At 62.9% G+C, this 13,624-nt stretch carries 9 protein-coding genes and 1 pseudogene; 7 read left to right on the top strand and 3 right to left on the bottom strand.

Annotation, left to right across the window (positions count from 1 at the left end; all coding sequences use genetic code 11):
• Nucleotides 1-164 precede the first annotated feature (164 nt).
• Together trhA and CRO39_RS07205 are read left to right on the top strand one after the other, a co-directional pair.
• Nucleotides 165-863, top strand: coding sequence for a PAQR family membrane homeostasis protein TrhA (gene trhA, locus CRO39_RS07210; RefSeq protein ID WP_176520168.1), 699 nt, complete (start codon nt 165-167; stop codon nt 861-863).
• A 98-nt stretch (nt 864-961) separates the two neighbouring features.
• Nucleotides 962-2,914: an AsmA family protein gene (locus CRO39_RS07205; protein WP_097121184.1), complete on the top strand. Its 1,953-nt coding sequence runs from the start codon at nt 962-964 to the stop codon at nt 2,912-2,914.
• 27 nt (nt 2,915-2,941) lie between these two features.
• Here CRO39_RS07205 and CRO39_RS07200 read toward each other — a convergent pair whose 3' ends face one another.
• Genes CRO39_RS07200 through mtgA form a run of 3 tightly spaced genes read right to left on the bottom strand, consistent with a single transcriptional unit; the run spans nt 2,942 to nt 5,091 of the window.
• On the bottom strand, nt 2,942-3,370 hold the full coding sequence (locus CRO39_RS07200; RefSeq protein ID WP_097121332.1) for a CBS domain-containing protein: 429 nt from the start codon (nt 3,368-3,370) through the stop codon (nt 2,942-2,944).
• A complete protein-coding gene (locus tag CRO39_RS07195) occupies nt 3,330-4,352 on the bottom strand; it encodes a glycosyltransferase family 2 protein (protein WP_097121183.1) in 1,023 nt (340 codons plus the stop codon). Before CRO39_RS07195 ends, CRO39_RS07200 begins: the two co-directional genes overlap by 41 nt.
• Nucleotides 4,353-4,359: 7 nt before the next feature.
• Nucleotides 4,360-5,091 carry a monofunctional biosynthetic peptidoglycan transglycosylase gene (gene mtgA / locus CRO39_RS07190; protein WP_097121182.1) on the bottom strand — a complete coding sequence of 244 codons (732 nt, stop codon included), beginning with the start codon at nt 5,089-5,091 and terminating at the stop codon, nt 4,360-4,362.
• A 119-nt stretch (nt 5,092-5,210) separates the two neighbouring features.
• Between mtgA and hslO the strand changes: the two genes are divergently transcribed.
• The 5 genes and pseudogenes from hslO to CRO39_RS21190 all read left to right on the top strand — a co-directional run.
• Nucleotides 5,211-6,104 carry an Hsp33 family molecular chaperone HslO gene (gene hslO / locus CRO39_RS07185; RefSeq protein ID WP_097121181.1) on the top strand — a complete coding sequence of 298 codons (894 nt, stop codon included), beginning with the start codon at nt 5,211-5,213 and terminating at the stop codon, nt 6,102-6,104.
• A 152-nt stretch (nt 6,105-6,256) separates the two neighbouring features.
• Nucleotides 6,257-7,102 (top strand): XOO1806 family protein, encoded by an 846-nt coding sequence (locus CRO39_RS07180; RefSeq protein WP_176520172.1) that lies wholly within the window; start codon nt 6,257-6,259, stop codon nt 7,100-7,102.
• Nucleotides 7,103-7,363: 261 nt separating this feature from the next.
• Nucleotides 7,364-10,231 carry a TonB-dependent receptor domain-containing protein gene (locus tag CRO39_RS07175; RefSeq protein ID WP_097121180.1) on the top strand — a complete coding sequence of 956 codons (2,868 nt, stop codon included), beginning with the start codon at nt 7,364-7,366 and terminating at the stop codon, nt 10,229-10,231.
• A 269-nt stretch (nt 10,232-10,500) separates the two neighbouring features.
• Nucleotides 10,501-12,075, top strand: a complete 1,575-nt coding sequence (locus tag CRO39_RS07170) for a tetratricopeptide repeat-containing sulfotransferase family protein (RefSeq protein ID WP_097121179.1) — start codon at nt 10,501-10,503, stop codon at nt 12,073-12,075.
• 93 nt (nt 12,076-12,168) lie between these two features.
• Nucleotides 12,169-13,100: pseudogene (locus CRO39_RS21190) on the top strand (IS5 family transposase); the annotation flags it as partial.
• Between the last annotated feature and the right edge of the window lie 524 nt (nt 13,101-13,624).

Here is a 13,624-nt window from a genome sequence, read left to right as displayed (position 1 = left end):
GCCGTGGGAGCGACGTAAGTCGCGATGAAGCGTTACCGATAATGCTTCATCGCGCTTACGTCGCTCCCACAATGGGATCGCCCCGCCCGTTGCGGCCGACTCCCGGCTGAAAGCCCCGCCAGGGTGCGGATGCGGGAAATGATGCAATGCGGTAACGTCGCCGCATGAGCCCCGACTCCTCGCCCGCCATGAACTCCCACGACCCCCATGCCGTCCGCCGGGCGGAGATCCGCGACGAAATCGCCAGCGCGTTGACCCACGGCCTGGGCGCGGCGGCAGCGCTGGCCGGCGGCGCGGTGCTGATCACGCTGACGGCGCTGCATGGCGATGCCTGGCAATTGGGCGCGGCCATCGTATTCGGCGTGACCTTGCTGCTGCTGTACACCGCCTCCACGCTGTACCACGCCATCCAGCACCCCATCGCCAAGGCGCGGCTGAAGGTGTTCGACCATTGCGCCATCTACCTGCTGATCGCCGGCACCTATACGCCTTTCACGCTGATCGGCCTGCGCGGGCCATGGGGCTGGAGCCTGTTCGCCGCGATTTGGACGCTTGCCGTGGCCGGGGTGGTTTTCAAGCTGTTCTATACCGGCCGCTTCAAGCTGCTGTCGACCATCATCTACATTGCGATGGGCTGGCTGGTGATCGTGGCGATCAAACCGCTGCTGACCTCGCTGGATGGCTGGACGCTGGGCTGGCTGCTGGCCGGCGGCGTGTTCTACACCCTGGGTACGTTCTTCTACCATCGCGAATCGATCCGCTACTCGCACGCCATCTGGCACCTGTTTGTCATTGCGGGCAGCGTCTGCCATTACGTGGCCGTCACCGAACAGGTGTTGCGGCCCCGGCTGCAGGGCGGCTGAACGGTACCAGCCTCGTAACTGAACCGTCGTTGCCGCTCACCCTGATGCGTTGACGCGGCTTTCGCAGGCCCTGAACGCCGGCCTTCTATATTGGCCGCATGGACAGCACGCGTTCCAGCAAGACGCGTTTTCTGCGCAGACCTCCTTCCCGGCGGGCTCTCCTGCTGCTGGCACTGGGCGCCGCGGCGCTGATTGCGTTGTGGGTCCTGTTCGACTGGAACTGGTTCAAGGGCCCGCTGGAAAGCCGGGTCAGCGCGCAGACGCAGCGCGAGTTCCGTATAGCGGGCAATCTGGACGTGGATCTGGGCCGCGTGACCACGGTTCGGGCCGGGCAACTGCGTTTCGGCAATGCGGCCTGGTCCAAGGAGCCGGTGATGGCGGCCGCCGAACATGCCGAGCTGGACATCGAAATCTGGCCGCTGATCTTTCGCCGCTCCGTGCGCATTCCGGAAATCCGCCTGGTCAAACCCTTGCTGCGGCTGGAAACCGGACCCGAAGGCAAGGGCAACTGGATCTTCGGCGACGATGATGGCAGCGGCACGCCGCCGACTTTTCGCAAAATATGGATCGAACAGGGAGCGCTGCGCTTTGTCGATGACAGGCGGAACACCGACATCCGCATCGACGTCAACAGCCTGCCTCCGCGCAGCAACGACAGCGCACCGGCCGTCACGCTGAAAGGCGGCGGCCGGTGGGCCAACAATCGTTTCACCGTATCCGGTCGCGCCGAATCGCCGCTGGAACTGCGCAACAGCGACAAGCCCTACCGCATCGATCTGCGCGCCAGCGCCGGCGCCACCCACGCCCACGCGCGTGGCGAGCTGGTCGATCCGTTCCGCTTGCGCGACTTCGATCTGCGCATGGCGCTGTCCGGGCAGAACATGGAAGATCTGTACCCGCTGTTCGGGCTGGCCATTCCCGCAACCCCGCCGTACCGCTTCGATGGGCGCTTCCGCCGCGATGGCCAGATCTGGCGCTATGACCGCTTCAATGGCGTTGTCGGCGACAGCGACCTGGGAGGAACCGCCATCATCGATACCAGTGGCGACCGCCTGCTGCTGAAGGCCGATCTGGCATCCAAACGCCTGGATTTCGACGACCTGGCCGGTTTCGTCGGCGCGCCGCCGCAGAGCGGCGGCGGCGAAACCAGCAATGACGAACTCCGCGCGCAGGCAGCACGCGCGGCCGCGGACACCCGCGTGCTGCCGGATACGCCATACGATCTGACCAAGCTGCGTTCGATGGACGCCGATGTCCGCCTGCGTGCGCAGCGCATCCTGGCGCCATCGCTGCCGCTGGACGACATGGACGCCCATCTGCGGCTCGAAGCGGGTCTGCTGCGGTTGGAGCCGCTGAATTTCGGCGTCGCCGGCGGCGATATCCGCTCCAACATCCGCATGGACGCACGCAAGCAGACCATCCAGACGCACGCGCAAGTGGCATTGCGCGGGCTGGATCTGGGCAAGCTGTTTCCCGACGCCGAGCTCACCCGCGACGCGGTGGGCCGCATCGGCGGCGATATCGCCATCCGCGGCACGGGCAATTCGGTCGCTGCCATCCTCGGCAGCGCCGACGGCGATATCGCTCTAGGCATGGGCCGCGGGCAGATCAGCAACCTGCTGATGGAACTGGCCGGGCTGGATATCGCCGAAGCGCTGAAGTTCCTGCTTACCAAGGACCGCGTCATCCCCGTCCGCTGCGCCTTCGGCGATTTCGCGGTCGACGACGGTCTGATGCGGGCCCGTGCGCTGGCGTTCGATTCGACCGACACCATCATCGTCGGCGAGGGCAGCATCAATCTGAAGGACGAATCGCTGGACCTGTTGCTGCGCCCGCGCCCGAAGGACCGCAGCATCCTGTCGCTGCGCTCGCCGCTGGTGGTCAGCGGCACGTTCAAGAATCCGTCGTTCCGTCCGGACTTCAAGCGCCTGGGCCTGCGCGGCGCGGCGGCGCTGGCGCTGACCACTATCGCACCGCCGGCGGCGCTGCTGGCGACCATCGAAACCGGGCCCGGCGAAGACAGCGGTTGCGGCGGCAGCTACGCGAAATAGTCCGGCCGGCGCCTTGGGCAAGGCCGGTCAGCTGGCGATATAGCGCTGCAGCTGTTCCAGTTCGACCTGCTGATCCTCGATCACCGCCTTGACCAGGTCGCCGATCGAAACCACGCCAACCACCTTTCCGGATTCGATCACCGGCAGATGACGGATCCGGTTTTCGGTGACGATTTGCATGCAACGGTCGACAGTATCGTTGAGACCCACCGTCACCACCCGCGCGGTCATGATGTCGCGCACCGCCGTGTCTGCCGACGAGCGGCCATGCAGGACGATCTTGCGGGCGTAGTCGCGTTCGGAAACGATGCCGGCCAGCTGCGCGCCCTGCATCGCCAGCACTGCGCCAATCCCTTTCTCCGCCATCAGCTTGATCGCCGTCAACACCGAATCATCCGGGCTGACCGCGAAGACCTCAGGGGGTTTGCCTTCCAACAGCTGACTTACCGTGCGCATGGGAGCCTCCGTCCGAACTGGGCTGTTGCCCAGAGGATACTCCTCCGGCAGCCGGTTGCCATACGTCGACCAGGTACAGCGGGCGCTGCTTGGATTCCTCGTACAACCGGCCCAGGTATTCGCCGATCAGACCCAGCGCAACCAGCTGCACGCCGCCCAGGAACAGGATCACGCTCATCATGGTCGGCCAGCCGGCCACCGCATCGCCCCACAGCATCGCCTTGATCACGATCCACAGCGCAAACGCGAAGGCGACCAGTGCCGTCAACACCCCAAGATAGGTGGCCGCGCGCAGCGGCGCGGTGGAAAAGCTGGTGATGCCTTCCAGGGCGAAGTTCCACAGCCGCCAAAAGCCGAAGTTGCTGCGGCCGGCCAGCCGCGCCTGGCGCCGGTACGGAATGGCGATCTGATTGAAACCGACCCAGCCGAACAACCCCTTCATGAAACGGTGGCGTTCCCGCAGTTGTTTCAATGCGCTCAGCGAACGCGGCGACAGCAGGCGGAAATCGCCGGTGTCGGCCGGTATCGGCGTTTTCGACAGCCGACCGATGAAGCGGTAGAACCCATGCGCGGTCGCCCGTTTCAGCCAGCCCTCGCCTTCGCGCTGGATGCGTGTGCCGTGCACATCGTCGTAGCCTTCGCGCCAGCGTGCGACGAACTGCGGAATCAGCTCCGGCGGGTCCTGTCCGTCGGCGTCCAGAATCATCGCCGCCCCCGCTTCCACCTGGTCCAGACCGGCGGTCAGCGCCGCCTCCTTGCCGAAGTTGCGCGACAGCCTCAGCAATGCCACCCGGCTATCGGCCTGGGCGATCCGCTGCAGCACGGCCCAACTTGCGTCGGTGCTGCCATCGTCCACATACAGGACGCGGCCTTCGATGCCGTCCAGTTGTTCCAGCGCCGCGGCGATCCGCGGATGCAGTACCGGCAGTGCCTGGGCCTCGTTGTGCGCGGCAATGACCACGGTCAGGCGTTGATTCGTCATGGCTCGGTCATTCCAGGGTTTCGAGATAGCCGGTGCCGCCGATCTGCCGGGCCTGCCGCTGTATCCACTGGCTGCGCCGTTGCACGTAGGGACCGGGGTTCCGGGCATCGTACCGGCGCGGAGACGGCAGCACCGCCGCCAGCCGCGCGCTTTCGGCGGCGGACAGGGCGGCGGCGTCCTTGCCCCAGAAGTGCCGGGCGGCCGCCTGCGCACCGTAAACGCCATCGCCGAACTCGGCGACATTGGCATAGACCTCCAGAATCCTGGTCTTCGGCCACAGCAGTTCGATCAGCAGCGCATACCAGGCTTCCAGTCCCTTGCGCACCCAACTGCGGCCCTGCCACAGGAACAGGTTCTTGGCCACCTGCTGGGTGATGGTGCTGGCGCCGCGGACTTTGCGCCCTTTGGCGTTGTTGATGCGGGCCTTCTCGATGGCCTGAAGGTCGAAACCATGGTGGTGGGCGAAATTCTGGTCCTCGGCCGCCACCATCGACAGCGGCAGGTGGGGCGAGATTCGCTCCAGATCCCGCCATTGGTAGGCTACCCGGAACGACCGCTGCCCCTGCCCCCAGGCCTCGGCCTGACGGGCCAGCATGAACGCCGTGAACGGCGGATCGACGAACCGCAGCACCGCAACCTGCAGCGCGCTGGCGGCGGCGAAAAGGAAGGGCAACGCCAGCAGCCAGCGCAGCCAGCGGCGAAGGCGCCCGGAACCTCCCGCGTTTCTCCGCGCGTTCATGCCTTCCCCGGCTTGAGGCGGGCATCGTTCGTCCCCATGCTATTGGCCTTCGTCGTTGCGCATCGGCGTCATTATGCCGATGCCATCGCTTATCCCGCATACCCAACCCCGGATTTCCCGTGACCGCGCCCCCGACCGATCGTCTGACCCGATTCCTGCTGCCCCAGGCAGGCGTCCGCGGCGTCAGCGTGCATCTGCACGACACCTGGCAGACCATTCTTGCCCGCGCCGACTACCCGGCCGCCGCCACTGAACTGCTGGGCGAGGCCTGTGCAGCGGCCGCGTTGTTCACCGGGCATACCAAGGTGGACGGCCGGCTGTCGGTGCAACTGCGCAGCCACGGCGCGTTGCGCACGCTGTTTGCCGAATGCACCGCCGCCGGGACCATCCGTGGCATCGTCCAGCTGACGCAAGGCCAGGATGCGCCGCGCGACCTGCGCCGTCTCGGTCAGGACGCGCTGCTGGCCATCACCATCGAAAACCCGGGACTGGACCCGCGCGAGCCGCAGCGCTACCAGAGCCTGGTGGCGCTGCAGGCGGGCAGGCTGGCGGAAGCGTTCGAAGACTACTTCCGCCAGTCCGAACAGTTGCCCACTCGCCTGCTGCTGGCCGCCAACGGCCAGCGCGCAGCCGGCCTGATGCTGCAGAAGCTGCCCGGCGACGAAGGCGACGCCGACGGCTGGATCCGTACCGGGGCGCTGTTCGACACGCTCGGCGAAGTGGAGTTGCTGGACACCCCCCCGGCTCTGCTGCTGCACCGGCTGTTCCACGAAGAATTGCCGCAAATCCTGACCGAGCGCCCAGTTCGCTTTGCCTGCTCTTGCTCACGCGAACGGGTAGCCGGCATGCTGCAATCGCTGGGGCAAGAGGAAGCCACAGCAGCCCTGTCCGATGGCATGGCCGAGGTGCGTTGTGAATTCTGTGGACAGCGCTACCTGTTCTCCGCTGAAGACATCGGGGAACTCTTTGCCCTACCGCCGGTCGGAATTTCTGCTCCTGACCGGCTTCAGTAGCCGTCGCACAGGGGATTGCGACACCCCGGGGACTTGTTAAGGAAACATAAATCGCATAGCATCGGTTCCCCTTCAGCAGGGGAACTCCGCCCGTCAAACGGAGTCTGAAGCCAGCCATGAACCTGCGTTGCCTCCGATTGCCATTCGCTGTGTTGCTCGCCTTGGGCGTGGCGGCGGGCGCGCATGCGCAATCCAGGACCCAGGCCAAGCCTGCTTCCGCCCGCAACGCCACCGCACTGCCTGTCTGGAACAACACCAGCGGCGAAGTCGAAGCGGTGCTGCTGCTGGAACCCACCGGCGAATCCACCGCAGGCGCCCGCTGGCGCTTCGGCAGCAACACGCTGACCACCGCCTTTGGCCTTAGTGCTGGCGACGAACTGGGCCTGGTCTGCAATCGCCAGAGCGGCATTGTGGGCAGCATCGGCAATCTCGCCAGCCATTGCATGCTGGCCACCCTGGGCGACGGCGACGACAACAACCCGCTCAGCCAGCGCGCCAGCGCTGGCGCGGCGCTGGCGCGCCCTGGCGGCCGGCTGGGGCTGTCGGTCGGCACCGGCCGCGACACGCTGCCCGCCTGGTTGTCGTCGGGCCGCAATGCCGGCAACCGCATCGAACAGAGCGATCTGGCCGTGTTCGGCCAGAAGGACATCGGCACCGAAGGCTTCGTTTCCATCGGCGGCACCGTCGCCCGTGCCCGGTTGGTTTCGCCCGCCGATGTCCCCGCCCTGGCCGACAACTGGAACAGCAAGAGTCTGAGCATCGGCGGCGGCTACGGCCCATTCAGCGCCAACATCATCGGCCGTGTCGTCGATGTCCCCGGCCAACCCGGCAAATGGGAAGGCCTGGGCCTGGGCGTCACCTGGCGCACCCCCTGGAGCGGCCAACTCACCGTGGGCGCCGAAAACGTCGTCACCCGCGGCAAGAATCCATTCTCACTGAATAATGAGAATGTCGACGAAGGCACCGTGCCTTACGTTCGGTACGAGCAGGACCTCTGAGGCGGGACATACCCTGCCGTAGGGTCGGAGCACCCGCTGCCTTCTCGTTGGCGTCGTAGCGCAGCATTGCAGGCATCCCCATTGGGTTAACTCGACCCCGCGGCCGCGGTGTCAAATTTACGTCGTTATTCTTAAATCTTTACAAGACTTTAATTCCTCTCCGAATCCGACTAGTATCCGGTCACCCCTCACTTTGCAGCTTTCAACGTTTGGTTGTGCTGAGGGCTACCTAAGTGTTCACCCCTATTCGGGAGAGAGAGAATGAACTGCAACACCACCAAACTCCGTGACGCGATTACCTTCGCGCTTGCGGTCGGAACAGTTTCGTCCGCAGGTATTGGCGCTGCCATTGCCCAGGAAGCAACGGAAACAACCACGCTGGACCGCATTGAAGTTACCGGCAGCCGCATCCGCCAGGTCGAACTTGAGAACGCGCAGCCGGTCCTGACGATCAGTCGCGAAGATATCCAGGCCGGTGGCTTCAACACCGTTGCCGACATCCTGCAAAACATCAGTTCCGCGGGCAATCCAACCTTCAGTCGCACCTCGCCGCTGACGGCCAACCAGGAAGCCGGTGGCCAATACATCGACCTGCGCAACCTCGGGGCTCAGCGCACCTTGGTGCTGCTCAATGGCAAGCGATTGGGCATCAGCCCCGATGGTTTCCAAGACGTTTCCACCATACCGTCTGTCGTGGTTGAGCGCATCGATGTCCTGAAGGACGGCGCTTCCTCTATCTATGGCTCCGATGCCATGGCCGGTGTGATCAACATCATCACTCGCCGGAACTTTGAAGGCGCCGAAGCCAATGTCTACTTTGGCCAGTACGACGAGGGCGATGGGCAGAAACAGACCTACGACTTCATGATCGGCATGGCAGGCGATCGCGGTTCGCTCACCATCGGGGCCGAGTACCACAAGGAAGACGGTGTCTGGGCTCGCGACCGCTGGTTTACCAACGACAGCTATCCGGGCTACCCGCAGTACAGCACCACGGTCGTCGGCCAGTGGGGCAATTGGCGCGTCGGCAGCACCGGCCCCTGGCAGGTCGCCGATCGTGGCAGCGATGCGCTGGGTCCCGGTGGTTGGCACAACCAGACGGCGGATGACACCAGCAAGCCGAGCGACCAGATGCATACGCTCACTCCGCTCGAACGCCGTTCACTGTTCGTCAGCGCAAACTACGATTTGACGGATAAGGTCCGTTTCGTTACCGACCTGGGCTACACCAAACGCCAGTCGTTCCGTCAGATCGCCGGTTATCCGACCCAGTCCCAAGCTGCCGCCATCCAGGCCCCAATGTCCGCCGCCAGCTATTTCAACCCGACTGGCGGTACCGACCCGGTCAACTGGCGTCGCCGTGGATGGGAAGTGCCGCGCACCACGGACACCAATCAGACCACTTGGCGCTTCACCGCGGCTTTGGAAGGCTCGTTCAACATCGGTGACCGGTATTTCGACTGGGATGCCGGCTACATGTACAACGAGAACGACCTCCAGATCATCAACAACGGCAACCTGTATATCCCCAACATCCGCCTGGCGGTGGGTCCGTCGTTCATGAATTCTCAGGGCCAGATCGTCTGCGGTACCCAGGGCCAGAACGGGGCGCCGGACAGCGTCATCGCCGGTTGTGTGCCGTGGAACCCGTTTGCCGGCTTCGGCACTGGCGCAGTGGCCAACTCGCTGGAGGATCCAGCAGTGCAGGCGTTCCTGTACAAGCAGGAACACGCGCTGGGCAAAACCGAGACCAACAACTACTTCGCCAACTTGACGGGTTCGCTGTGGACGCTGCCGGCCGGCGACCTGGCCTTCGCGGTGGGTGTCGAACACCGCAAGGAAGAAGGTGGCTTCACTCCGGACGCCATTGCGCAGTCGGGCAACTCCACCAACTTAGCTTCTGGTCCGACCTATGGTTCATACTCGCTGGATGAAGTCTATGCCGAGTTGAACATCCCGATTCTGGCCGACCTCAGCTTCGCCAAGGAACTGTCCCTGAGCGTGGCCACCCGTTACTCGGATTTCGACACCTTCGGCGACACCACCAATAACAAGTTCGGCCTGAAGTGGCGTCCGATCGACGATCTGCTGGTCCGGGCTACTTGGTCCGAGGGCTTCCGCGCCCCGACCATCGGCGACCTGTACGGCGGCACTACGGACACCTTTACCACGGGCTTCCGTGACCCTTGCGACAGCGTTTTTGGAGACGCCGCCGGTTCGCCCCGCTGTCTCCAGGACGTGCCTGCCGACTACCGCCAGCTGAAGCAGGGCTTCGAAGTCACCGACACACCCGCCGCCCAGACTCCGGTACCATTCCGCTCGGGTTCCAACCCCTTCCTGGAACCGGAATTCTCCAAGTCGAAGACCGTCGGCTTCGTGTACAGCCCCAGCTTTGCACAGGGCCTGACCGTTGCACTGGACTGGTGGAACATCAGGATCAACAACACGGTCGTTTCCGATCACCCGAACGACATTCTGAGCGACTGCTACGTGGCGCTGATCGAAAGCCGTTGCGGCCTGTTCTCGCGTGATCCGGCCCTCGGCAACATCGTCACCAACTTGTCGTATGGTGGCCGCAATGCCGGCTACACCGAGACCGAAGGTTACGACCTGGATCTGAACTACGTTCTGGATACCGACTACGGTCGATTCAACGCGAAGTGGTCAACGACCTACGTCAGCCTCTACGAACTCAAGTCGACCAATGATGCAGACACCGTCCCGGAACAGAGCAACGGCATCGCGGACAACAACGGCGTCAATTTCCGCATCCGCTCCAACCTGAACCTGGGTTGGACTCTCAACGATTTCGGCGTCACCTGGGGCATGCGCTATAATTCCGGCGCCAAGGAAGAGTGCTTTTTCGACGAGCATTGCTCGCACCCGAATTACCAGGCCCCATGGACTCAGGGCTCAGTCGTTCCAATGAACCGTGTTGGCTCGGTCACCTTCCACGACCTGCAGGTAAGCTGGTCTGCCCCATGGAACGCACGGATCGCGATCGGCGCCAACAACGTATTCGGCAAGGATCCACCGATCTTCTTCACCAGCCCGGCTTCTGGCTTTTCGTTCTACGGCGGTCACGACCTGGGTCGCTTCCTCTACGCCCGTTACCAGCAGAAGTTCTGATCCTGCTATAGCATCAGAGGTTGTTTGCATCGACTACAGCCCCGCAAGGGGCTGTAGTTTTTTGCCGCCAGAAAAGAAGCCAGCCACGTGCTCTCAACACCGGTGAAGTCCCGGGTTAGGCGCAGTGCGAGTTCGAATGCGACCTTGGGTTCGATCTGCCGCGGCCAGTGTTTGGCACAATGCGGGAAGCATGCATGACTCATCACACGGCCGATGCCCGCATGACAGTCCTCAGTGGATGCGATTCAACGACTACAGGAATTCATCAGATGCATCCGGATATTCAGCAGGCGATCGTCGCCCTGCAGCAGTGCCGCTGGGAACAAGCCGGAGCGTTGGCAGCCAGAGTACTGGACAGCTCGCCGCAGGATCCTGACGCGCATTACATTGCCGGCGTGTCACTGCTAGAGCGCAATGAAAACCTCTCAGCGTTGGGCCACCTGAAACGGGCAGCGGCACTGGACGGCTCTCGCATGGAATTCAGACTGCTCCTAGCCCGGACCCATGCTTCGCTACAGGACTATGGCGCAGCGCTGCAGGAAGCCGAGCGCGCAATGGAAAGGGTGGCCCCCGGAGACGCCCTGGCTCACGACACTCTTGGCGTGATCTTCAGCCAATGCCATGCTCACGCCAACGCATTGATTGCATTCCAGCGTGCGGTCGGCATCACGCCGACGAACGATGGATTCAGATTCAACCTGGGTACGACCCTGACATTCTTCGGCAGACTGGAGGAAGCCGAACACGAACTCGAAGCCTGTCTGGCCATCAACCCTCATCATTGGAGGGCACATCATTCTCTGGCACAAATCCGCAAGCAAACCATTGCCTCCAATCATATCCCGAGGCTTTCCAGGCTCATTGCCGGTGTAGTCGGCAGAGTGACCGCCACAACTTACTTGAACATGGCCTTGGCCAAAGAATTGGAAGACATAGGGGAGTACGAAAAAGCCTTCAACCACTACTCCATTGGCAAGCATACGCCAAAATCTCTGCTGGGATATTCGAGGGAGCGAGAGAACGCGTTATTCAACGCGCTGGCCTGCAACTTCCCATGGGCAGAAGCAGCCTTGTCTCCCACAGGTTGCAGCGAGGAAGGGCCGATCTTCATAGTCGGCATGCCCCGTAGCGGTACCACGCTGGTGGATAGGATCCTGTCCAGCCATCCGCTTGTACATTCAGCCGGCGAACTGCACTGCTTTCCCTCCGCCTGGAAAAGGGCACTAGGTGGGCCAGGATTCGAGATGTTCAATCCCGAACACATTTCCAAAGCCACGGATATTGACTGGGAGAGATTGGGAGCAGCCTACTTGGCCAGCACCAAGCCACTAGTGGGCTCGTCCCCATTCTTCACCGACAAGCTTCCGCACAACTTCATGTACCTGGGGTACATCGCCATGTCGCTGCCAAACGCGAAAATCGTGTGCGTGAGGCGCAATCCCATGGACACTTGCCTAAGCAATTTCAGACAGCTATTCGCACCCGAATCTCCGTATTTCGACTATTCCTACGATCTAATGGACACGGGCAACTACTACATTCTGTTCGATCGGCTGATGGCGCATTGGGACCAAGCCCTCCCCGGCAGGATATTGCAAGTTCGCTACGAATCTCTGGTCGAGGAGCAGGAGGCAAACATCAGGAAATTACTTTCCCATTGCAACCTACCTTGGGATGAGGCCTGTCGACGCTTCGAGAAAAACGCCGCACCAGTTGCCACCGCCAGTGCCGTACAGGTACGCGAAGGTATCTACCGTTCAGCCCTGGGCAGATGGAAGCGCTACGGCACGCAGATGGACGGCCTCAAACAGATGCTGATGGATTCGGGCATCTCTTGTGAATGAAGCTCTCGAACGACATCACCAGTCTTCCATAGAGTCGCAACGGGCGTTTTGACTTTCGATTCACATGGCGATTGAATCACGTCGAATCCAGCGTTCATCGAGCACGCCTACGATCTGTCGGACGAGGATGTCTGCGTGCGCTGGTTGGAGAACCCGTACTGGCAGCTCTTCACCGGGTGGTGTTCCAGACGAAGCTACCGTGCAACCCGAGTTCGCTCACGCGCTGGCGTCAGCGGCTGGGCGAGGTAGGGATGGAAGAGTTGCTGGCGCAGACGATTGCTGCGGCACGGTCGATGAAGGCGGTCGATACCCGGGAACCGTCGCGGGTGATGGTGGATACCACGGTACAGGAGGAAGGCCATCACCCACCCGACCGATAGCCGGCTGCTGGAAATGGCGCGCAAGAAGCTGGCACTGCTGAGCCGGCGCAACGGGATAAGGCTGGGCAGGCCTACGACCGTGAAGCTTCCGGTCTGGCCAGGAAGGCCGGGCGGCACGCGCACGCGCGCCGGTTCAAGCGGATGCGTCGGGCGTTGCGCGCCAGCGCACACTGCTGGGCCGAGTGACCCGGGATATCGGGCGGCAGTTGGACACCCTCGATGCAACCACCCTCGACCAGATGCAGGTCTGGCTGGAGCAGGCTGAGCGGGTCCGGAGCCAGCGTCCGAAGGACAGCGGCAAGCTGTATGCGCTGCACGCGCCGGAGGTGAAGTGCATCGGCAAAGGCAAGGCGCGCAAGCCGTACGAGTTCGGTGAAGGTGGGCATTGCCGTGCCCCGCCGGAAGGGGCTGGTGGTCGGCGCACGGAGGTTTGCAGGCACCCCATGCGACGGCCACATGCTGGAAGAACAGCTTGAGCAGCTCGGGCTCGTTAGCGGGCAGAAGCCGAAGACGGCGGTCGTGGATCCTGGCTATCGCGGCCGCGAGGTCGAAGGGGTCACCATCCTGCACCGGGGCAAGCCGAAACCGCCGCGAAAGCGTGCCGCGGGACCAGGCCGTGAAGCTGAATGGGTAATTGGCCGCCAGACGAGCTTGTCACGGGCAGGATCGAGGTCTGCCAGACAGACGCAGCACGCTCCGAGCCAGACTTGACCGGGCCTGCGAATCAAACCATGAGTCGCACCAGCGAATGTGCACCAGCACCGCGGCGTCGGCAGTTCGATCGAATCCTCCAATAGCGGGCAGGTCGCGAGTCCGCCTGTTCGGCTCGTCTGGCCACAGACCTCATCCGTCACAACCCCGGTCCCAGGCATTCCAGCATCGCGCTGCGCTGCAGCAGGCCCCTGCTCCAGCTATCAAGCCCCGCCGTTGAATCACCATACCCTTGACCATGACACCCTCCCGCCGCCGAGCTAAAGAGTGCAGCCTAGCTTGGCCAGCGACCGGCCTGATCTTTTGCATGGGCAATCTTCTGGGGCCACGCGGTGCGCCAACCTAATCGCTTTTACTCCCTGAACGGTTCGGGTTCATAAAATCGGGAATGAGTGCTCAAATGCTATGAATTATGGAGATTAACGACACTTTAATTCTTCTGAAACCAAGTCTATGAT

Origin of the sequence: Pseudoxanthomonas wuyuanensis (assembly GCF_900215535.1) — a bacterium.
Classification (GTDB): Bacteria; Pseudomonadota; Gammaproteobacteria; order Xanthomonadales; family Xanthomonadaceae; genus Pseudoxanthomonas_A; species Pseudoxanthomonas_A wuyuanensis.
The sequence above is the reverse complement of the archived record's forward strand: the minus strand, read 5'-3'. Positions and strand labels throughout refer to the sequence as shown.